General features: G+C 58.8%; 16 protein-coding genes. 6 read left to right on the forward strand and 10 right to left on the reverse strand.

The features are described from left to right. Positions 1-20: 20 nt before the first annotated feature. Genes LG3211_RS16050 through LG3211_RS16075 form a run of 6 tightly spaced genes read right to left on the reverse strand, consistent with a single transcriptional unit; the run spans position 21 to position 7,041 of the window. A complete protein-coding gene (locus tag LG3211_RS16050; protein WP_057943712.1) occupies positions 21-473 on the reverse strand; it encodes a type IV pilin protein in 453 nt (150 codons plus the stop codon). A gap of 12 nt (positions 474-485) precedes the next feature. Continuing rightward, positions 486-4,298: a pilus assembly protein gene (locus LG3211_RS16055; protein ID WP_057943713.1), complete on the reverse strand. Its 3,813-nt coding sequence runs from the start codon at positions 4,296-4,298 to the stop codon at positions 486-488. A 10-nt stretch (positions 4,299-4,308) separates the two neighbouring features. Beyond that, complete coding sequence (locus LG3211_RS16060) at positions 4,309-4,827, reverse strand: pilus assembly PilX family protein (protein WP_057943714.1); 519 nt, start codon at positions 4,825-4,827, stop codon at positions 4,309-4,311. Between the two features lie 8 nt (positions 4,828-4,835). Next, positions 4,836-6,038 (reverse strand): PilW family protein, encoded by a 1,203-nt coding sequence (locus LG3211_RS16065; protein ID WP_237049897.1) that lies wholly within the window; start codon positions 6,036-6,038, stop codon positions 4,836-4,838. 38 nt (positions 6,039-6,076) lie between these two features. Beyond that, positions 6,077-6,568 carry a type IV pilus modification protein PilV gene (gene pilV / locus LG3211_RS16070; RefSeq protein ID WP_057943716.1) on the reverse strand — a complete coding sequence of 164 codons (492 nt, stop codon included), beginning with the start codon at positions 6,566-6,568 and terminating at the stop codon, positions 6,077-6,079. After that, entirely contained in the window at positions 6,565-7,041 is a 477-nt protein-coding gene (locus LG3211_RS16075; RefSeq protein ID WP_187313033.1) for a GspH/FimT family pseudopilin, read from the reverse strand. Before LG3211_RS16075 ends, pilV begins: the two co-directional genes overlap by 4 nt. Before the next feature lie 284 nt (positions 7,042-7,325). On the opposite strand from LG3211_RS16075, the gene LG3211_RS16080 reads away from it, so the two are divergent. Beyond that, complete coding sequence (locus tag LG3211_RS16080) at positions 7,326-7,991, forward strand: GspH/FimT family protein (RefSeq protein WP_057943718.1); 666 nt, start codon at positions 7,326-7,328, stop codon at positions 7,989-7,991. A gap of 328 nt (positions 7,992-8,319) precedes the next feature. Here the strand turns inward: LG3211_RS16080 and darG are convergent, their stop codons facing one another. Then, complete coding sequence (darG, locus tag LG3211_RS16085) at positions 8,320-9,390, reverse strand: type II toxin-antitoxin system antitoxin DNA ADP-ribosyl glycohydrolase DarG (RefSeq protein ID WP_057943719.1); 1,071 nt, start codon at positions 9,388-9,390, stop codon at positions 8,320-8,322. After that, positions 9,390-9,527 carry a DarT ssDNA thymidine ADP-ribosyltransferase family protein gene (locus LG3211_RS27475; protein ID WP_148648955.1) on the reverse strand — a complete coding sequence of 46 codons (138 nt, stop codon included), beginning with the start codon at positions 9,525-9,527 and terminating at the stop codon, positions 9,390-9,392. Before LG3211_RS27475 ends, darG begins: the two co-directional genes overlap by 1 nt. Before the next feature lie 37 nt (positions 9,528-9,564). Here LG3211_RS27475 and LG3211_RS16095 point away from each other — a divergent pair. Next, positions 9,565-10,706, forward strand: a protein-coding gene (locus LG3211_RS16095; RefSeq protein ID WP_148648703.1) for an IS3 family transposase whose coding sequence is annotated in 2 segments (ribosomal slippage) — positions 9,565-9,802 and positions 9,802-10,706 — 1,143 coding nt in all. Because the reading frame shifts where the segments join, the coding sequence is not laid out codon by codon here. Between the two features lie 7 nt (positions 10,707-10,713). On the opposite strand, the gene darT is transcribed toward LG3211_RS16095, so the two are convergent. After that, a complete protein-coding gene (darT, locus tag LG3211_RS24940; protein WP_083512583.1) occupies positions 10,714-11,247 on the reverse strand; it encodes a type II toxin-antitoxin system toxin DNA ADP-ribosyl transferase DarT in 534 nt (177 codons plus the stop codon). 848 nt (positions 11,248-12,095) lie between these two features. On the opposite strand from darT, the gene LG3211_RS25820 reads away from it, so the two are divergent. From LG3211_RS25820 to LG3211_RS24945, 4 genes are all read left to right on the forward strand, one after another. Beyond that, positions 12,096-13,079, forward strand: a complete 984-nt coding sequence (locus LG3211_RS25820) for a hypothetical protein (RefSeq protein WP_148648956.1) — start codon at positions 12,096-12,098, stop codon at positions 13,077-13,079. Between the two features lie 88 nt (positions 13,080-13,167). Continuing rightward, positions 13,168-15,972: a TrlF family AAA-like ATPase gene (locus tag LG3211_RS25825; protein ID WP_187313034.1), complete on the forward strand. Its 2,805-nt coding sequence runs from the start codon at positions 13,168-13,170 to the stop codon at positions 15,970-15,972. A 1,357-nt stretch (positions 15,973-17,329) separates the two neighbouring features. Beyond that, the gene (locus LG3211_RS16110; protein WP_057945532.1) at positions 17,330-17,956 is read left to right on the forward strand and encodes a DUF1629 domain-containing protein; all 627 of its coding nucleotides are present in this window, start codon (positions 17,330-17,332) and stop codon (positions 17,954-17,956) included. 51 nt (positions 17,957-18,007) lie between these two features. Next, the gene (locus LG3211_RS24945; protein ID WP_083512585.1) at positions 18,008-21,592 is read left to right on the forward strand and encodes a peptidoglycan-binding protein; all 3,585 of its coding nucleotides are present in this window, start codon (positions 18,008-18,010) and stop codon (positions 21,590-21,592) included. Positions 21,593-21,705: 113 nt separating this feature from the next. Here the strand turns inward: LG3211_RS24945 and LG3211_RS25830 are convergent, their stop codons facing one another. Further along, on the reverse strand, positions 21,706-22,332 hold the full coding sequence (locus tag LG3211_RS25830) for a hypothetical protein (protein ID WP_148648958.1): 627 nt from the start codon (positions 22,330-22,332) through the stop codon (positions 21,706-21,708). Positions 22,333-22,356: the final 24 nt, after the last annotated feature.

Consider the following 22,356-nt stretch of genomic DNA (forward strand, 5'->3'; position numbering starts at 1 on the left):
GGAACTGAACCGTTAAACGGTCAGTTCATGTTCCAGCATTCCTTTTTGGCGTCCTCGATCGGGGTCTTCCGGCCGGCGTTGTCGATGGTCAAGGTGCCGCACTTGTCCTTGCTCTGGCCGCTGCTGGTGCTGGGCACCGCCTGGAGCTTGAAGGTGCTGGAAGTGACCGCGCCGTCGAAGGAAATCGTGTACTGCGCCGCGCCGGTCCGGGGCGATTGCAACAACGGCCCCCACAAAATGTTCAGATCCGCGTTGAGATAGCTGTTGTTGTTCGTGTAGTAACGCTCCATCGCCTGCGCCAACTCGGTCAGATCGGCCTTGGCCTGGCCACGCCGGCTCTTGCGCACGCTGTCCTGGTAGGTCGGCACCGCGATGCCGACCAGGATACCGACGATGGCCACCACGACCATGAGCTCCATCAAGGTGAAACCACGGCTCGGGCGCGCAGGCAGATTAACGGTGCAAGACTTCATTTCGGTCCCCTGTTATCGGATCTGGCGCCAGGACTGGCGGCCGCACGGTCTGGGCAGATAGATCGGCTGCGAGCCGGAGGTCTGCACCATGACCGAACACTTGCTCGCCACCGCCTTGGCGATTTCTTCGTCGGTCGCGGTAGCCGGCAAGATGTCGCCCTTGGGCGTGGCGACCACGGCGATGTCCTTGACCGGCGCAGTGCCGGTGCCGCTGCCCTGACGCTTCAGCTTGACCGCGCCGACGTTGGCGCCGAAGCGGTTGCCGGTAGCCGAACCGATACGCGCGTTGGCCATGCCTGCCGCGCCGCTGAGCGCATCCAGGCCGTAGAGCCAGTTGTTGCCGTCGGTGGAGCAGCCGTCGGTGCTGTTGGGATCGTAGGTCGGGAAGAACAGGATGCCGTTCTGCAGACGCGGGTTGCCGATGAAGCGCTCGCCGGTCGCGGTCGGATTGCCGTTCTTGGCACGATCGACACCGAGATTGATGTACCAGCCCTTCTTGGCCGCGTTCAGGCGATCGCCGGTGACGTCGCGCAGCACGGCGCCGGTGGTATCGACCTCCTCGGTGATGTACTGCTGTTGCAGCTCGCTGCGGCCGTTGATCACCGCGCCGCGATCGATGATGCCGTACGCGCTCTGCATCGCCTTGTCGCTGGGGTCATCGCTGAACGAGAAGCTGCCGGTGCCGAACAGGACCATCACATCGTTGCCGACCGTGGTCGCTTCCAGGCCGCCGAGGATCGGCTGGCGCAGGTTGTAATCGTCGTTGTACCGGGCGATGAACAGCGGATTGCCGCCCAACGCGACCGTGTTGTCGCGCAGGTCGAACTTCCACACCGCGCCGTTCAAGTCGCCGGCATACACCGTATCGGCGAAACCGTCGCGAGCCTCCGTAGTGCTGGTGCCCTGGTAGCGATCGATCACCACCACGTTGCCGAGGCCGTTCTTGGTCCGGGTCGGCAAGGTGCCGGTGGTTTCCGTGGCGGTGATGCGGGTCACCTTGCCGTCCGCGATATCGACCAGGAACAGCACAGCCTTGCCGTTGACGCTGTCGTAACCGTTGCCGAAGACCGCCTTCCACTTGATCGCGCCGCCGGCTTCCTTGACCGGAACGATCGCGATCTTGCCCAGGACGCTGCCGATATCCTTCGCGCCGTTGGCGTCGCCGGACATGTCGTTGACTTCCCACAGAACGCTCAGCGCGTTCTGGTTGCTCATATCGAGCGCGAACACGCCGCGGCCGCCGGCGCCGACGCTGGCCGCCAACACCGTCTTCCAGGCGCTGCCGTCGTGCGCATCGGACACGGTCGCCAGACCATCGACGAAGTAGCGATGCTGGAAGACCTGATCGTTGCGATCGGCGGCGCGGTACGGGAACAGCAGATTGCCCATATGGCCGACCGAGGTCGCCGGGATGTAGGCGAAAGCCTCCGCGCCGGTGTCGCCGTTGAATGCATGGAACATGCCGTCGTTGGCGCCCACGTAGACGAACGTCGTGCGGCCGGTGCGCTTGGTGGTGAGGTAGTTGGCGTAATTCAGCACGTCGCCGGTGAGGCCGTCGGCGCTGCGCAGACTGCGGTAACCGTAGTCGTCGCCCTTGGAGGAAACGATCGGCGTCGAGTTGACGATATCGCCGAGCAACGTAGTGCGCTTACGCAGCTTTCCGCCGTCGTGGGCTCTGTCGCCACGCAGATACGCTACCGCCTCGGCACCGGTCACGCCGCCGTCGATGCGGTTGAATTTCCCTGCGCAGTTCTGCAGCGGGTCGCTGCACAACGCGGCGAGCACGTTCGCGTCGGTAGTGCCCAAGGCCGTGGCGGTGAAATCCGCCACCGTCGGCTTGACGCTCCCGGCCGTGGTCTTGCCGAAGCGGATGACACGTCCGGCGGCGTTGAGGCTGGCGGAAGCTTCCCACTTGTTGGTGAAGGTGATGTTGCCGGTAACCGGATCGTTGGTCGCCGTGTACGCGTTCAAACGACTGAACCAGTCGGTGCCGTTGTTGGCCGACTCATATGTCGGCTCCACCGACAGGGTGTTCGACCCGACGCGCGAACCCACCAGGCCAATGCTGCCCGAAGGCGTGGCGCCGCCGCCGACCGAGGCCAGAATCTCGCGCATCGCCGAGGTGATGTCCGACGGAGTGGTGGCGTTGATGTACTTGCCGCGCGCGTTCATGGTCGCGTGCCAGATCTCATCGACCGTGCTCGGCGCGTCGTTCTGGAACGCGCGCCAGGCCGGATAACCCGCGGGCGTATACGGATCGGGGGCATTGGCAACCGGGTCGTAGGTGACACCGTAGATGTCGCCGCGAGCGCCGAGCGTGACCCCATAGAAGTTCATGTGCGGGTCTGCGCGGCAATCCAGTTTCGGATCGTTCGGCGTGGTCTTGCACGCCTCCGGAACCTGCACCTTGCCCAAGCCCAGGTCGCTGCGAAGCGTGGTCTTGTAGTAGAGCGCCGCGGTATCGGCGAGCGTATTGGCATGCGTGTCGGCCAGCGGCGCAGGCATGTCCGCATCTTGCGAACCGACGGCGGGACCACCGCCGTTGCTGTAGCCGTCGGTGAACAGCATGCCGGCGTTGATCTGGCATGCGTATTTCACCGGCGCGCCGGCGTCGGTGCGCATGAACTGCTTGCCGATGTGCTCCACGGCGAACCGGTTGGGCGTACCGCCGGAGGCATTCAAGGCCAGCAACTTCTCGTTGTAGAGCGCGGCCTTTTCGGCGGCCACCGACATGTCGCGCATCACGACGTCGGTGTAGGAAGTCGGGTTGATGGTGAACATGCCGACGCGCATCTTCTCGGTGCGCTCGAGCGACAGCGTCAGCGCGGCCTTCATCGCGCGATTGCGATTGCCGTAGAAACTGAACCAGTTGGCGAAATTCTGGATCGCCAACTCGTACTTGCCTGCGGCGAAATTGGCCGACTTGATCTCGTACTTGTACAGATTGCAGCCGTTGCCGCAAGCATTGGTAGCGGTGGTCGGCGTGGCGGTATAGCCCCAGGCCGCACCGGCGGTGGCAGACTTGAGGTAGACCGTCGCGGGGTAGTACTCGATCGCCACTTCGCAGCCGACAGTCAGCGTACGGGCCGAGCCCAGGGTGTTCCACCCCCCGCCCGTCAAACCGCCGCAGCCGCCATCGTTATACGTCTCGTATACAGTTCCCGCGGGCAAAGTCGCGCCCTGAGGAACGTAAAAGTATTCGTCGCGGCCGCTGTTGGCGCGCCAGTTCGCGGCCACATTGATGGCCGGAGTGGCGGCGTCCGGATCAACCCGCGTCGCGGTGATGCTTGCCTGCGGATAATCGACGATCTCGTTGGTCGCGTTGGGACGCTTCCACGGCGAATACGTCACCAGCGGATTGAAATACGCGGGATTGACGTCCGGAGAGCGGGCGAAGCCAAAGTTGTCGATCGGCGCGATCGCCCTTCGATTGGCGTCGATGCGGTACCTTGGCGACGGAATCGTGTGATGGAATCCGTTCATGTCGCCGTTGGTCGGCTGGCCGTTGGCGTACTCGATCTCGTTGGCCAGGCGAAGGCGCGCGCCGCTGCCGCTGCCGATGAAGTAGCCATTGGTGGCCCGCGATCCGTAATCCCAGAACGCCGCACCGTCCTGCCCCGGAAACAGGGTCTGGAAGGTCATCGAGCCCGAGTTGTCGACCGCCATGACGAAGGCCGGCGGCACGCTCACGCTGGAGTTCAGCGGAACCTGCGCCAGCGACCCGCCGGCCTGGATCGCGTTGGCGTTGTATAGCCAGTAGCCGCCGGCGGCGAGCGCCAACGCCAACGCCAACGGCGCGAATAGATAGATGCGTGGGGAAGTCATGACGTTACCCTCAGGGCACGAAAATGGTGTCGATGACGGCGTCCGAACCGGGGTTCGTGCCGTGGTCAACGGCATAGGCCGTGACCTGGAAGATCAGATTGGTGTTCTCGCTCAGCGGCACGGTGCCCATGCCGATGCCCGTGCCGCCGGAAACGCATTCGTCGATGCGACGGGTGAAACTCAGCTTGGCCGGCAATGGATTGGCATATTTGAGTTTCTCCGCCCAAGCCGAGGGATCGAAGCCGGACGTGCACAGGGGCTGATCGAGATCGATCGCCTCGGTGCCGGCGCTCTGAACCTGACGCTGCAAATCGCTTTCTTTTCCGCGCGCGCGGCCCTCGGCGTTCTGGAAGGCCATGTTGGTCGAGCGATAACTGGAGGTCATTCGCTCCTGCAAACCGGTCACCTGCATCGCGGTAATGCCGATCAGCGCCAGCAGAATCAACATGATGAGCGCGACATACAGCACCGCGCCGCGCTGGGCGGAGGGCGGCACCGGGAAAGAGCGCCTGATACGGATCGTATTCATGTCGGACCTCAGTTTCCGTACAGTCGGTTGCGCAGAGCGATATTGGTTTCGTAGACGGTGCGATAGCGCTGGTCGTCGGGCAACGTCAGCTGGGTGCCGAGCGAACGCTGCACGACCGTGCGCTTCTGCGCGGAGGCCGGATCGGTACTGCGGATCAACAGGCCGACCTGCATTTCACCGACGCGCTGCCAGCCACCGCTGCTGCTGCTGTCGGGCAACAAGGTCGCGGCGGTGCGCACCGAATCGATGACACCGGTCGGCGATTGGGCCGGATCGGTCACCGTGTCTTGGCCGTAGAGCAGTTGCATGTTCTCCACGCCTTCCACGACTTCCTCGGAGATGCCGGTGTCAGCGTCCAGCGACAGGCTGCCGGCTCCCGGAAGGGCGGTGAAACGTGCGCGATAGAGAACGAGCTCATTGTCTTGCGGGCGTGGTTTTTCCGGCTGCTTGAAACCCACGTAATAGACCAGACTCTCCGCGCGATACAGACGCGCCTGCCCCTTGGCGAAGGTGTCGGAGCCGTCGAATGCGATCTGATTCAGCCCCTTTTTCTCCACGGTGACCAGCTTGGCACCACCCACATTCTCGACTTTGGTTGCCTGGAACATCACCACCGAACGGCAATCGGCGATACCGAATAGTCCCGGGTCGGCCGACGTCTTGGTCAATACGTCCCATTGCGCGGAATTGACTTGGATCGTGGCTGGATCGCCGGTGACGAAGCCCGTCACTTCCGCGCTTTCCGGAGACAGGGAACGCAGTACGACGATGTCGCTGCCGCGAATCGGAGTGGGCTTCAACGCGGCAAAGAACTGAGTCGTCAGCGCCGGAGACCAGTCGCCCGCCGTTCCTTTGACCGGATCGGTGGAAAGATTCAGCGTATCGGTCGGCGCGGTACCGGTCGCTTCGTAGCCGCGAATCGAATAGTCGAAGCGCAAGGGCTCGTTCGCAGCCGGCATGGAGTTGTAATTGTTGCGATTCGACAGAAACAACTCGCCGAACATGCCGTTACCGGCATAGAAATGAGCCTGGTCCGACACGCAACCGAAATGCCCGCTCATTCGCGCGTCGCGCTGCAAGGCGTCGATGGCGAAACGCGAACTTTCCTGAGCGCGGGCCAGGCCCTGCGCCATCTGGTAGGACGCGCGAGAGGTCGAAAATATCTGGATCAGGCCCAGCACCAGCAGCGTGCTGAGCAGCAGCGCCACCATCAATTCGATCAGCGACAGGCCTGCTTGCAGTCGTCGGCTCACAGCGCACTCTCCATCACGAATTCGGTTGCCTTGGCGCCTGGAAGCTTGTTCCACCGCAGCTCATCGTCCCAGGTAATCACGATGCTCACGGTCTTGTTTGCGTTCACCTTCACCACGGCCTTGCCCGTTTCGCCCAGCGCCTCGCGCAACCGGCAAGTGAAGCTCTCCTTGCGATCGTCCGGAGTGAGCTTGTCGACCTTGGCGCAATTGGCGTTGGCGGTGGCCGAGGAGGCGTTGTAGGTTCCGTCGTACTTCGCCGCGAGCAGACGATTGGAGCGGATGTCGTCGAGCAGGTCGTTGGACAGATTGGTCGCGATCGTGCGCTGATTCGCGCTCTGCGACAGGCGCAGGTTGGTGGCCTGCAGCATCGCCAGACCCAACAGACCGATACCGAGCACCAGCACCGCCATCAATACTTCGATCAGGCTCAGGCCGCGTTGGCGCGCGCCGAAGGCGGGCGATTGACGACACGAAAGTCGGCGACTCATGGGCAGGTCCCTCGGATGACGGTCACGCGGCCGGTGCGACTGATGTCGAACGAGCGGACGTTGTACGCGCCGGTCTTGCATTGCGCGGCCTTGATGGTGAAAGCGCGCGTCTTCTGATCCAGGGTGCGGCCGCGATCGTCGAAACCGATCTCGTTGAAACCGGTGACGGTGGTGACGATGCCTTCCTGCGGCTCGATGACGCGCTTGACCTTGCTGGCGTCGAACTTGTTGTTGCCGTTTTCGTCGGTCCACACCAGCATGCCCGCCTTCTCGTCCCAGGTCGTCGCGCATTGGACGCCGTCCAGGGTCGGGCAGACGCGCGCGCTGCTCTTGCTGCGCAGCGCCTCGGCCCGGGCGAGGTTGATCGTCGCCAGAATCTGATTGGTCGCGGTGGATACGCGATTGGAACGAATCGACTCGGTAAACGAAGGCAGCGCCAGCGCAAGCAGGATCGCGGCGATCCCGATCGTCACCATAAGCTCGATCAATGTGAAACCGGCGGCCGGCCGACTAGCCATGAGCGTTTCTCTTCCCCAGAGGACGATCAGGATGCTAACAGTCGGAATTACCTAGAAAAGGTGCCACACCGACGAGCGGTCGGGCGGAGTTGGTCAGTGGTTTTGCGCCTCGGAATTGTCCGACAGACGTCACGCCTTAGTCCTACCGGCGGTCGCGGTGCGATCCGCTTCCGGCTCGGCTGCGCGCGGCCGAAGCTGTCCGCACCCCGATTTCAGCCCCCGTCGCCAAGGAATGGCCCATGCGCGTCAAGATTCTCGATCCCTTCGAATTCGCCGCCGCGATAGTGTTGGTGAGCCTGCTGAGCGTGCTCGCCTGCGCCGCGTTCGGCGCCCCCACCCGCACCAGCCGAGCCGAGTTGTTGCGCAGCGGCCTGGACGGCTTGTTCGCACAAGCCGGCCGGCGTGCCGTCGCCAGCGGCCTACCGGTGGTGCTGTGCCCGGTCGATGTCGGCTTTTCCTGCACCGGCGGCGGCGACTGGAGCCGCGGCTGGATCGGCTTCACGGACGAAAACGGCAATCGGCAATACGACGGTGACGACGAGCTGCTGCGCCGCGACCTGCCCCTGCCCGACGGCGTGCGTCTTTACACCCTCGCCGGCCGCAGTCACCTGCGTTTCGAGCCACACGCGGGCCGCATGGTCACCGGCGGCGGCTTCGTCGTGTGCGATCCGCGCCGCCCGGGCGAGCCGGTGGCGCTGAAGCTGTCGGAGGAAGGGCGCTTGCGGTTGGAAACGCCTCCTCCGAGCGCGGCAGAGCAATGCGCGGTGAAACGATCGGTCGCGGTCGCGACTACGCAAGCAACCGATGCTTCGCCGGCGGAGCAGCCGTTCATTTCGACCATCCGGCGTCGCGCCGGTATCCGTGTCGCTGGCCGAGTCTCGGGCGGAAATCCAGGTTCCGGCTAAAAATGCCGGACAAAAAGAAAGGCCCCGCATTTCTGCGAGGCCTTCCGGTATTTGGCGCCCGAAGTTGGACTCGAACCAACGCCCCCCCTGATTAACAGCCCAGTCAACGAACAAAGGATATCAATAACTTACACGGGATAATTTCCCCAGCCCGCTACTGTCAAACCTGTGCTGAGACCAGGGTGGCCCCGCAATTTTCCCGCTCCTCGGAGCCCACCTGGTTGGGTCGAAGGCCATATGCCGCTCCTACTGGATCTGCGCGGTTCCAGACCAAGAGCCGCTCGCTTGATCAGCCGCGCTAAAAACCTACTCCAGACAAAGGTTGACGCTAGTGGATCGCACTGCGAGATTCCGAGCCCCATGACGCGGCATGCAAGTGGCTCCATGCCTGCCTAATGTGCTCAGGCTTGAGGAGCCGACTCTTTCGATCATTCCATTCGTGGACTTTTTGAAGAGCGCCTTCCGCGGAGTCACGTGCCTCGGCAGACTGACACATTACCCAGTGGACTGAACTCAACAGCTCCAGGCCGTAAGCGTCTTCATACCCATCTATCAAGCTTGCTACGCGCTCGATCTTCTCACCAACATCGGGCATATCGCGCAAGAAATTTTCGGCAGCCTCAACAGCTCCATCCATTATATCAATGATCTTAGTCGGACTATCTGCGCCGTCACCGTAACCTTGCAAGTAATGTCCCTCAACACAGATAAGTACTTGCCTCAAGTTCTTCGCATAAGGACCATAGCGACCTTCCGTGTACTGAAGTCTGAGTGGCTGCCCCGCCTCCTGCAGGAAGTACATAAGCTTGTGTACCTCAAGCAAGCTCACAAATGGGTCCATGAGTCCATCTTGGTATCGACGTATCAGACTTACCAGGGCCGCCCTACCAGCAGTCATCTCCGGACGCTTCGTATTGGTAGGCATATCAACGGCTAGGGGCGCCCCTTCCGGCGGATACAAATGTACATCGACTTGCGGGACGGCTTCAAAAGCGCGCTCAATGAGTGGACGGACATCCGACCACGACAATCCCCCCAGACCACACCCAAGAGGAGGAACCGCAATCGATCGAATCTCTAGACGCAGGCACGCTGCAACTAGGTCGACCAAACCAGTCTTGATATCAACAAGCTTGCTCTTCGCTCGCCAATGAGCTTTGGTTGGGAAGTTGACAATCCATTTAGGACCACCGACTAAGCCACCAGCATCCACTATATGGACATGACCTACTTTTACTTCTCCGCGAGCACATGCGGCTTCGTACTGCGCAAAGGCTTTCGGAAAAGCGCGCTTAAACTGAAGCGCAATCCCTTTCCCCATAACACCCTGGGTATTGACCGTGTTGACGAGGGCATCAACGTCGGCTTTAAGTAGATTTCCACGCGTGATCTTAATCATTAGTAGTACCAGCCCCGCTCAACAGTAACGGCCGGAACATGCGCTTGGCCATTCAGGATCGCCCTGACACGCGTCGCAGCGTTTTCATCGTAACACCCTACTCGGGTGATGTGAATCGCCCAGGGTTTCGTAGACATCTCGCAGCCATAAACTATGGCTTAAGTGGAGGTGGTTATGAGCGCGAAGCGATACACCGATGAGTTCAAGATCGAAGCGGTCCGTCAGATCGTGGAGTACGGGCGGCCGGTGGCCGAAGTAGCCGAGCGCCTGGGCGTGTCGGTGCACAGCCTGTACGGCTGGCGGCGTCAGCAAGGCAAAAGCGATGTGGTTCGTCGTGTGGAAAAAGATCAGAACGCGGACGTGCGACGCCTGAAGGCAGAACTTCGGCGCGTGACTGAAGAACGAGACATCCTAAAAAAAGCCGCCGCGTACTTTGCCAAGGGGTAAAGGTGAAGTACGCCTTCATGAAGCAGCACGCCGACGAGTTCGGCCTGGCCGCAATGTGCCGTGTCTTGGGCATAAACCGCAGCGGTTACTACGCTTGGCTTCACGCGCCGGCCAGTGCGCGTGCACGCGACGACCAACGTCTGTTGGGATTGATCAAGCACAGTTGGTTGGAAAGCGGCTCGATCTACGGCCATCGCAAGATCACCACGGACCTGCGCGAGTTGGGTGAAACGTGCAGCAAACACCGCGTTGCGCGTTTGATGAAGCAAGAAGGGCTGCGCGCCATGGTGGGCTACGGCCGGCGGCCGCGGCCGTTGAGCGGGCCGATCGGCGCCGTCGCCAACAACGTGCTGGCGCGTGAGTTCACAGCGCAAGAACCCAATCGGGCCTGGGTGACCGACATCACCTACATTCGCACCCACGAAGGCTTCTTGTACTTGGCCGTCGTGCTCGATCTGTTCTCCCGCAGGATCGTGGGCTGGGCCACGCGTCCAACGCAGCACTCCGATCTGGTGCTGCAGGCGCTGCTAGCGGCGGTGTGGCGACGCAAGCCCGCGCCTGGTTTGCTCTTGCACTCGGATCAAGGCAGTCAGTTCACGAGCGAAGACTGGCAGAGCTTTTTGAAGGCCCACGGCATCGTGTGCAGCATGAGCCGACGCGGTAACTGTCACGACAACGCCGCGATGGAAAGCTTCTTCCAGTTGCTCAAGCGCGAACGGGTTAAGCAACGGATCTACCATACCCATGACAAAGCACGAGGCGATGTGTTCGATTACATCGAGCTGTTCTACAACCCCAAACGACGGCACAGTTCCAACAATGGCCTGTCCCCGATAGAGTTTGAAAGGCGGTACGCACTAAACGGCTGACGACTGTCTACAAAAACCTGGGCGATTCAATGTATGACCATGGAAAGTAATCAGCAACCAGGAACTCAGCTTGTTTCTGGCGGGTAAGGCCTGCCCAATTGGTAGTTCTAATAGCTCCCCAATCGAGCGCATCCAAGGCTTCGATCTCGCTGTTGAATAGCACACCGCGCGCGCCAGCATTGCCATCACTGATTGCCCAAGGAAAGTTCAACCCAGTTGCATTCTGGACAGTAGTCACGAGATGCACGATCTCCTTCTGATGCCCCCTCGGCTTTCCGACATTGCCTTGATTGATCGTGAACAACATCGGGGAACGAGGGCAGTAATAGAAAGGAACGAACTCACCGACGAAACGATTGCCGCAACATGGAATTGTGAGCTCCGTCAATCGGCGAGCCTTTATGTGACCATGGCCGATAACTTCGTGAGCCAGTGATGCCACGCGAGCGTCCGACAATAGCCACCCCCCTTGAATGATGCTGGGGAGATTGGCAATTTCGGTAATGTGATAGAGGAGAACGCTTGGATAGTGGAGCGGCATGAACACCCCCTTATCCAGGGATGCTACACGGCCGCCAAGGCTTGGTCGAATGCACGCACACTACTGACAAGGAGGGCCGACCATGCCAATTGCTATGGCTGCCAGCGCGAAACGACGCGCCGGCCAGTGAATTTGAGATGCCTAAGCGACTGACCGCAGCGCAGCAACAGCCAACATCACTCGTTGCAAAGCCATTGAATGCGAGCCGAATTTCCCCGGCAATTTCCCCGATCCTGGACAACAAAAAAGGCTTGCGAAGACCGCAAGCCTTTGATGTATATGGCGCCCGAAGTTGGACTCGAACCAACGACCCCCTGATTAACAGTCCAGCCTACTGAGCTTAGTAATCAATAGGTTACGCGGCACAAATTTGCCGATCCGTCGCCGGAGGCATCTGATGTGACAAGGCCATCGTCGCAATTTTGCCGGTGCGCAGACCTGCCGCCGTGAGTTCGACTGGAGACGATTTACGCTGCGCCGGGACCAGACGCTATAAGTAAGGTGTCCCGTCAGTCGTCGTACTGAGCATCAACACCTGTCCAGCATAGGCCGGTGCGCCCGGTACGGCGCCGGAAGCCCGAGCGACAGAGAACGCGGCGAGATAGCACCATCCATCATCCCTGTGCAGCACAGGCACGCTGCGACCAGAATTGCCCCGCCGGGCCCCGTTCCTCATCGACCAAAGCGCCGCTGGCGGTCCCCTGCCCAGGGCCGGCGCCGAGTGGCCGCAAAGGACGAACGCGACCCAGTAGGGAGCGAGATTAAAAGTCTCGCTGACTATGCTTATTAATCAATAGCTTAGGCGTGTTGCTTTTACCGAAGACCCGCAGATAGGACGTTGATTGCACTTGATCAGCCTCCCTAATTTTCCCGGCCCCAAGGCAGGCTTTGACCCGGTCCACGCGCGAAAAAAATGGCTGTTGAGTTCAGATTTTGGAGCACCACCAACTCGCTTTTCCACGGCAAAGAAAGAGGGATTGGCAAGCATTAAAGGACGGTCTCTGCACTACCATCAATGCAAGGATCGGGAAGCCATCATGAATCGCTCAAATTACTTCGTAGCCTTATCCATTTGCGTTACCACAGCGGTGCAGGCTGGCCCTGTGGTTTCCGCAGCGGACTACGCTGATGACGAGCTTTATCCAGTTGCTATCGTCGTGGACGGCAACCATCGATATGAACTGACGGAACTTGCGTGCGCAAAAGAGGAACGCCTCCAGCGAGTGGCGGATACCGCCTCGGGTCAGGCCTATGGACGATGGCTCACGCAACATGTGAAAGCTCACCCTTCCACGAAGTCATTTACGCGGTACGCAGGCTCAGCTTTTGATGGCGGCGGCTGCTACGAGCCGACAACAAAGGGCATCAGGACTTACCGCCCAAACTCCACTCCAGCCGATGTGGATGAGCCGGTTTTGCCCTGCACCGCCCGCCTCACCCAATCTGGCACCTGCGCCCAATCCAAGTCAGTGCCATCCCAGAAGCCTGCGGCGCGTTGGACACCAGACCCCGCCATGAGTAAGAAGCTCATCGGAACGCTCATGACGAAGCCCTACGCGCGCTCGGCAGAGCCGTTTCTGTTCGAAGACCAACCTGCGGTTCTTTGGACTGTGGCTTGCAAGCTGGTTGCGCAAATGCAGATGTCAGAAATGGAGGGAGTGGATTATCCGTTCCTTCAATGGCAAGCGTCCCAGCAGGGCAACCTTATAACGGTTCAACGGATCGATGGCACTTACAGCGAAGGGTGCTACGAGCGAACTCCCGACGGCATACGGGTTCGCTCGTTCGGCAATGCTGATCCGATGGACATGCGCTGGAAGACGCCGAGGTGAGCCGCACACAAAGCCGTCCTCGTTACCCATCGAACAACGTTCAGTAGGCTATGACTATTCGCTAAGCCGAACCCTTTAGGGAGAAGACGTGTCAAATCCTTGGCCATATCCAGGTTCCAGATGGTGGAAGTTCGATTTTCACACGCATACGCCTGCGTCCCTGGATACGCGCGCTTGGCAGTTAGCTGTAGACACGCCTGATGAGGTGACACCCGAAAAATGGCTCTTGAGATATATGGCCGCGGAAGTCGATTGCGTAGCCATTACTGACCATAATTCGGGCGCATGGATTGATCAGTTAAAGAATGCTTATTCGAGCATGAAAACTCACAATGAAGCGGGCAGCGGCCCCACGGGGTTTCGACCGCTGCATATCTTTCCGGGTGTTGAGCTTTCAGTGCAAGGCGGCTTCCACTTATTGGCCATCTTCTCCCCAAAAGCCTCAACTAGCGATATTGATAGCCTCCTCGGGAGCGTTGGCTACGGGGGGACGAAAGGTGATAGCGACGCTGTAACTTCAAAAGGGGCAGCCGAAGTCATACAGTTGGTTTTGGATGCTGACGGAATTGTTATTCCTGCGCATGCCGACGAAATTTCAGGCTTGCTCGCAGTGATTGAAGGGACGAAAAAATCTGCATTGGCAGCGGGCACTCTGAAACAGATACTAGAAATTGACGATATTTTGGCAATGGAGTGGCGAGATGATGGGTCCCCGCTTCCATCTGAATACGACCGATCTAAGCGCTCATGGGCACGAGTGATTGGTAGCGATTGCCATAACTTCAAAGGCACGATCGTTCCTGGCTACCGCTTTACGTGGATCAAAATGGCGACGCCAACGCTTGAGGGATTGAGGCTCGCTTTACTCGATGGCAACGACACGTCGGTACGTAGAAGCTATGAGCCGGGACCATTTCATCCCTTTGACACCCCTCAGAACTTCATCACTCGTATTGAAATAATCAATGCGCGATATATGGGGAACAAGAAGGGCGGGGAGGAAATACTGCTGACCCCCTTCTATAACGCAATAATAGGCGGAAGAGGAACGGGGAAGTCCACAGTGATCCATGCCGTTCGGATTGCATACAACAGGGATAGTGAGCTCGATAAGCTTCCGTTGGAATCCGAGCCCAGGAAGCAATTCACGCAATTCAAGAAAGAGCCTAAAGATCGCAACGGGGACGGCGCGCTGCGTAGCGACACAGAAATAAATATCGAAATGCTCCGAGAGGGAATACCGCATCGTTTGTCGTGGTCAGCTACAACAAAGAAAACGACAGTATTTGCGCGCTCCGTATCTGGCGTTTGGGAAGCAACGTCAAGTCAAGCTTTAGGGGCTGATCGTTTTCCCATACGACTCTATTCCCAAGGGCAGATAGCCGCTATGGCCGGCGGCAGTCGCCGAGCCCTACTTGAGGTAATAGACGAGGCCGCGTCGATTGGCGGATTGAAACGTTCGTTAGAGGATGCTCAAAACGAATACTACGCAAAACGCTCGACCATCCGGGCTCTTAATACCAAGCTGGCTGACCAACCCGAAGCAGAGCGCCGCCTAGAAGACATTGATAGGAAGCTTGAAGCGTTCACAGAGTTGCATCATGCGGATGCTCTCAAGAAGCATCAAATTGCGGCTCGCCAGCAGCAGCAATTGGAGAGCACACGCGAGCATCTAAGGTCTCTGGCAGATGATATTCAGCAGTTCGCTGAGGGCGTGCAGGCTCTGGACTGGGAGGACGATCTATTTCATGCGGAGATAGATAAAGACGCGTTAGCTTGGCGGGACGACGCTACGCTCGTCATCGAGAGCGCCAAATCCTCTCTGTCAAAGGTGTCTGAACAGGTATTAGCCAGTTCAGAAAGTCTCGAACATTCTCCGTTGCTCAGTAGTTGGATTGGCAGGCTGCAAATAGCTGCATCAGGTTATGCCGCCTTTAAAGAGGCGCTTGCGGCAAACGGGGTTACCGATCCAGATCACTTCGGCAATCTCGTTGAGGAGAGGGAAAGTGTTGTGGAGGAACTGAAGCAACATAAAGATAATCAAGAAAAACATAACACGCTAACTGAAGAAAGTGAGAAGATATTTTTAAGCGTGTCTAGTTCGCGCAAGGCCATTACGAAGGCTCGCCAGTCGTTTCTACAAGAGCATTTGACTGGAAATAATTTCGTGGATATCACGGTAGTACCCTACGGCGATGATCCGCGAACTATCGAAATCGACATTCGATCTCTATTGGGCCTAGAAGACCAGCTATTTCAGCAGGACATTCTTCAATTCGAAGACGGAAAATCCCCTGCTGGCCTTGCGTATGAAATAGCGTCTTCGGTTGACAAAGAGGCTGCGCTACAGCGAGCGAAAGAGCGACTGAAGGTCATTGATGGCTTTGGCGGACATTTTCGGAACCATCTCCAGAAAAAAACTGAGACGCAGAAAGATTGGTTAGACCGCCTCCGTTGCTGGTTTCCAGAGGATGACTTACGCATTAGTTATAGCCGCTCGGGCGATGGGAAATCCTTCACGTCGATTGAGCAAGGCTCACCAGGTCAGCGTGCAGCAGCACTGATGGCGTTTCTTTTAGCCTTCGGGGACGAGCCGCTAATCCTGGATCAGCCGGAGGATGATCTTGATAACCATCTAATCTACGAGCTTGTGGTTCAGCAGATAAAAAAGAACAAGCTTCGTCGTCAGCTGATAATAGTTACTCACAATGCCAATATTGTTGTAAATGGCGACGCGGAGATTGTGAACGCTTTGGAGTTTAATGGTCAGTGCTATGTAAAGCGAAAAGGAGCATTGCAAGAACAAGAGGTTCGGACAGAGGTTTGTCACATTATGGAAGGTGGGCCCGATGCCTTTAAGAAGCGCTGGGCTCGCCTAGGCCGCTCTCTGTAATAGAACCAAACGATTTACTATGTTGTGAGCATTAGCTTTTCAGGCTGAGACTGCGCAGTCATTGTGTCTATTGAGCGCCCGTTCTTGCTTGCGGTTGAAAAGCGTTACGGCCTAGGATGAAAGTCATCATCAAGCAGAGAAGCCCAATGAACGCCCTTCACGTTAGCTTGGCCGAACTATCGAAAGAACATTTTCCACCCGGAGATATTTTTGCTTTCGACGGGTCGGGGAATGTTGTTCGAATCTTAAAAAGCGCTCGACTCCTTGACTTTTATGAGGCAAATGCCCCGGCGCGAGTGATGCCGTCTTCACTATTCGTTTCCGTACCGAATCTAGAAAAGAGTAGCTGTGACGCGGTCCGCGCACGTTTGATAGAGCTTGGAATCGATGAAAGTCGCTTCGATCAGTACTAAAGGCAATCCATGTGTTTGTCGTTATGCTCAATAGTCCGTAGCGCGAGCCCATAGCTTTGGGATGCTCTATTCGGGGCTCCCTGATCTAACTAGGCACGGCGGGTCTGGATCGTGGTCCGTTTACGCAGGACTAGATGGCGTGCCGCCACCACACTTGATCGAGCCATACGATCAGAGATCATGCCGACTTTGGCCGGAGCTGTAGGGCTCCAGAACATTTGGGGCACCATCGGAAATCGGTAATATGGGTAACGTGGACTCAGAACCGTCATTTTCCCTAATATTTCCAATGACTTACATCGATAGTCTGCGGTAACCATTTGGGTAACTAGAAGGTAATTAATTACCTCTATGTATAGGTAACCTACCTCTCCTCGCGCCCCTTTTAAAATCAATCACTTACGCATTGGTTACCGACCGAGTTACCGAAAATTACCTCTCAACGGTAACCTGAAAACATCCGCTATATCAAAGGCTTATAGGCGAAAAAGAAGCCTTCCTGATGAGGTTACCGTTTTCCGATGCCCCCTCCCCTGGCCTTGGGGAAATGTCCCGATTTCTGCTCACGTCATCGATCTATCAAGCGTGCGAAATCTGCTCCGCCGCAACCTCGAAATCCGCCTCGCCTGCGTCTATTCGCGTCGAAAACGTGCGCTCGGCGAACGCAGCCAGCGTCATTGCGAGCGGGGTTCCCGGCTGGCTCTACGATCTGAGTCGAAAGGCGCACAAGTAGCGGGAAGGCGTGGCGGGGTCTCGACCGCGCGCCAGCGCCTCTAGCTACCCCGCACGCCGTCAGACGCAGTTCGGTGCGACTTGCGGCACATAACTAGTCTCGTGAGGGTGCCCCTACACTCGCGTAGGAGAAATCCTATGCCAGCGGTACAGCCCATGGGCGATACTCGCTGCAATCCAGGACGGACACCGTAATGACGAGCGCAGCCGCCATGCAAACCAACACGCAGCGTGTTCCCAAGCAGGGGAAGTTCTACATCATCGACACGGACATACGTGGCGAGGGTCTAGGACATGGCGTCGTGATCGCCAATGAAGACAAGTTGCTGAGCCCGCCCCGCTTAATTATTCGGCCGGAGAGCGGTGGATTCCCGGCGATGCCAGAAAAACCTCATCTGGTTTATGACCCGGACGCAGGCGACATGCCCCGCGATCTTGAGGCTAGTTTGAGTGGATATTGGCTTGTCTCGGAGCCGTTGAAGAACGTGCTAGAGACGGTCGATCCACAAGGCTTCGCATTCGTTGCATGCGACTTCACGCTCCCTGACGGGACACCTGGGCCTCAACGTTTCTTATGCGATGTCGTACGCGAACTGGACGCCGTGGACGAAGAGCGCTCACGACTCCGGGTCGTCGTGAGTGATGAATACGACAACGGCAAATATTACCGCCTGGGAGGGAACGTCAATTTGGTATTCAAGAGTGACGTGCTGGACGCCGCACACGTCTTCAGAACGCCATATTCGGGGGACTTCGTCTTCTGCGACTGGGTGACGCGAAATGCACTTGGCGGACATGGATTTACTGGCATCCGCTTTATCGACATGACCAAGGATTGATCGGTCTTTATCGCAAGCCCCAGGTATCGCATTTAGGCAGGGATACGCCGTATGAATTCGCCAGAGCGCCACGTCTTCGAGTGGCATCACTGCATTGAACAAAACAAGGCTTTCGACCGAAGCCCACTCTTACAAAAGCTTAAGGCAATGGGGCTGCACGATCTCGACAGTCCCCGCAATACGATTTATCTACCCGATGACAAAGTGCTCGCCGGCACGTTGGGAGTGAGTCCTCACACGGGAGGCCACTTCAAGGCGTACTCGGACGGAGTTCTATTTCAGCTAAACGAGATCTCCGCAACCAAGGATGGAAGGGCCGCGCTCAACGGGGATCGCGCCGCTGCGGAGCGCGTGGTTGAGCGTGTGCATCATTTGCAAGACACACTTAAGGTCGCATTGGTAAATGGCGACGTCTATACGAACACGCCGGCCGGAATGACTTCCGCGCAGTCCAGAGTGAAAACACAAGATTTTTTCGACGATGTCGAGGGATACGCCCGGTCCCACGCCACACAAATCAGTCAGGTTCACAAGCTGCCCATGCCTGAGTCGGAGTGGGCTGCGGTTGTTCACTCCGAGAAAAATGTTCTCGCGACAGTAAGGGCAGTAAATCAGCCTAGCCTCAAACCTACGAAAGGCGAAGGCGTCGACGGTCACCTCACGCTGCGCGATGCGATCAATCAAGCTCATGGCGGCGGGCGCTTGACGGTTTCGGAGTCCAGCGTCACCGAACTTCGCGCGACGTTTGCGCCCCACATCGAGGCTGACCTCGCCACCACGGAGCGCTCGACCGCGCGAGCTATAGGGCGCGGCGCGGTGATTAAGGCTGTCGTCGGCGCCGGTTTGGTCGCTGGAGTCGTTGAGGCCGCCGAGGCCGGCGAGCGAACTGCCCGGTCTCTTGCGCAAGATAATCCGCTCGCCGCGCAATCGCAGATGGCGCACTACGCAGGTCGGGGCGTCGGCGGATTTGTCGGCGGCGCAGCTTCCGGTCTCGCCGTTGGCGGCTGGACCGGATTCGGAGCTATCGGCTTTATTGCAGTTGGCGGCGTATCTGGCAGCTTCGTGGGCGAGAAAGTTGCCCAATTGTGGGACGACCACAAGGTATTCAATCAGACCGACCGTGAACACGTAGATTGGAGCTTCAACGGACGGCAATGGGTCCGCGACCAACCGGCGAACCTGCAAGGCGACAGCCTGAGTAAACCCGTTGAACAGGAGTTTTCCGCGTTGCCGGAAAGAGCCCGCGAACTGAGCTACAAGGCGAGCAATGCCGCGACCGCGTTAGCGCTGGGGAACGTAGAGCCGCCGCGCGATCCGTACACGCTCCGCGCCGTGCGGAGCGATACGGCGAGCCTGCAAAGAGCCGATTGGGAGCGCAATCCCGAAACCGGCGAATGGAATCGAAACGTTGTCGTCGGCTTTGAACAGCGCGGCGTGCCGATGACTCGCCCCGAGTCCGCCACCTCGGAACGCGCAGCCGAGCTAAATGCCACATCGGAACAAATAATCCGCGACAACATCGCCAGCGGGCCGGCGCCGATTGCCGCACGCTACGAACTGGCCTATCGCGCCGCAGGCTGGCAATCGTTCGGGGAGAAGCTACCCGCCGTAGATGCGGCATTGAGCGCTGACACCCTAACCGCGTCTGACGGCAAGCAATACCGCCACAACGAAAACGGCCAATGGCAGCGCGAAGGCGCACCGGGCACGATTGCACAAGGCAACTTGCAGCACGAGCTAGACAACACGCGCAACGCCTTGGAACCGCAGATTGCACAGCACAAAGAACAAACGGCGACCATTCCGCAATGGCAACCGCCAACGCGAGAGGAACAAGATCGGGACAATCTGCTTACGACCTATAGGGCGTATGGCGTCCAACCGGACCCGGAGCATTTTGCGGCCGCGATGGAAGCCGTTGAGCGAACACGCGACGCACAGGGCATCGACCGCGCAACATCGTCGCTGTCACTTGAGCGTAGTGAGCAAGGCAAGTACGACGTAAACAGCCCCATCAATCATCTGCGCACCGACAGCGCGGGCATCGTCCGCGTGGCGGCGGTGACGAGTCCAGATGAAATAGCATTAGCGATGGTGGACTTACGAGCGCCACCCCCGCTCATACCGGACACGCCGGAATTGCGAATCGCCGCGCTATCGCCGCAGCAACGCGAAGCCCACGAACAAGCCTTGCGCGAAGCCAATCGGGAAGGTCTGTCGCACGATCAAGTGCAGCAAGTCGCACAACAGGCAACCGTGCAGGCCGCATCGCCCGATGCGCCTCGCGCGGAATCGATACCGATCGACAGGCCGCCCGCTCGCACCGAAGCCCCTTCGGTCACGCTGTCGGATAGCGGCCCGGAACGTGAGCGTTCATTCACCCCCGCGCCTGCGGTAGTCGCCGCAGCGTCTGCGGTGGAAGTGATACCCGAGCCACCACAGCCCAAACCGGAGCCGCCCACGCAAGCGGAAACGCCGCCCGTTGCGCAACCTCAAGCGGTGGCACCCGATGAAGCGCAGCCGCTAACGCGATCACAACCGGCCGCCTCTGCACCGGATGCAGCAATCACGCCACCCAGCGCCGCCACGCCCCCGCAGGACGACACGCTGCGTCCAGGCAGCCAAGGGCAAGACGTGGAACTGTTGCAGTTCAAGCTGCAACGAGTCGGCTATCGCGGTCCAGAGGGCGAGCCCTTGCCGCTAACGGGACAGTACGACGCCGCGACGGAACAAGCCGTGCGCCAGTTCCAGCGCGACCAAGGGATGGCCGATACCGGCATGACCGACCCGGCGACGCAACAAGCGTTGTCGGCCGCACAACATGCGCGTATCGAGTCATCCAAGGTTGGCGGCCCTGACGCGCCTGCATCGTCACAGGAGCCGGCCCGCAGCGCGCCCCGGCGCGACCCCGTGGCGACCGCGGAACCCGTCGCCGTTGTCGCTCCTGCGCCCTACGGGAAACATGCGCGGCCCGTACACGAACACCGGCCGCCTACAGCAGCCAGCGACGACATGCCGCAGGTCGTACGGTCTCCCGACCGCACTGCGCCGGACACGCCGAAAGCCGCGCCGCCGCGCGAGCCCGCAGAAGAAGTGACACCGCGCCACGATCCAACTGCGAACGCATACGCTCGTGAGCCCGCCCCGCTCACGGGATCGTTAGCACACGCAACCGGGTACGCAGTTGCGCCGCGCTCATCCGCAGGGAAAGACGAGGACCAGGGGCGTGAGTCTTCGCAGCAGGTCCGCAGCGCAGTCGCCGAGCCTGCGTTTGACCGTTCGCAAATCCCGCCGAGAGATCGAGCGATGTTTGACAAGATTCGCAATGGTGCGCCGGGCGTGTCGGATGAAACCGTCGTGCTCGCGATGCTTGAGGCTAAGCGCAACGGAATACCGGACGCCGACAGAACGGGGCCGGTCGGTGTCGCGAACGGAACGCTATGGGTCGGCAGCGTCACGCCCGGATATCGCGCAGGCGTGCCCGAGAATGGACCAACACCGCCCATCGAAAACACATTGCGCGAGACGCAGGCGGTCAATCAGCAGTACGACCAAAAGCAACAGCAAGAAGCGCAGGAACGCGAAATAGCGCAGCAGAACCAAAAGCAAACGGACGCGATGCGCCCGGAGCTCTAACTCACGACCGGCGATGTTCTTTGCATTAACAACCTAGCTCGTCCTGCTGCAAGCAAAAGGGGCGCCACATGGCGCCCCTTCAATCTTGCGATAGGTACCGCGATCATCAACCTTCAGTTGGTGTCTGCTGATTCGGATGTTCGCAAAGTGTTTTCAAGATGCCCACGAATAGTTGCGAGGGCGGGCCCGCCCATTTGACCTAAGTATTCTGCATGTGGCTCAACGCGATCTAACAAACGCAACCCTCGTTGCTCGAACGCTTTGCAATCAAAGTCCGGCGAAATATTCACCCTGTACAGCGCGACGCTCTTCGCGTAGAGCCCAAGGACTTTGACGTATCGCGGAAGTAGCTTTCTGAGAGCGCCAACGTTGCCTCGCCCTAATTGCCCACCTTCATTTAAGACGTTCCCAAGAGTGATATTTCCATCTATGTGCTGCACTTCCATTGCTGCAATGTCGTGCCCGATCTCGATCAACATTCGGATATGCTGATCCTTGAGATTCGCTTCCGCGACCTGCTCAAGTTGGCGATTCTGCATCATCATTGTCAGCGCTAGTCCGGCGACCGTTAGAAACGCAAGAAGAGGGCCGGCCACACCGCCAAAATAGGTTCCGAAATTAGCCATATCATTTACAGCAATTTCACTGTACGACTTACCGAGCTTGCAGAAGAAGATCACCCCACTTGCAGATACCATCGCAAGCGCGACGGTAACAAAAGCTCCTGCGATCCAACGCATAACCGCTCCGATTGTTGATGGGTA

This window comes from Lysobacter gummosus (genome assembly GCF_001442805.1).
GTDB classification, from domain to species: domain Bacteria; phylum Pseudomonadota; class Gammaproteobacteria; order Xanthomonadales; family Xanthomonadaceae; genus Lysobacter; species Lysobacter gummosus.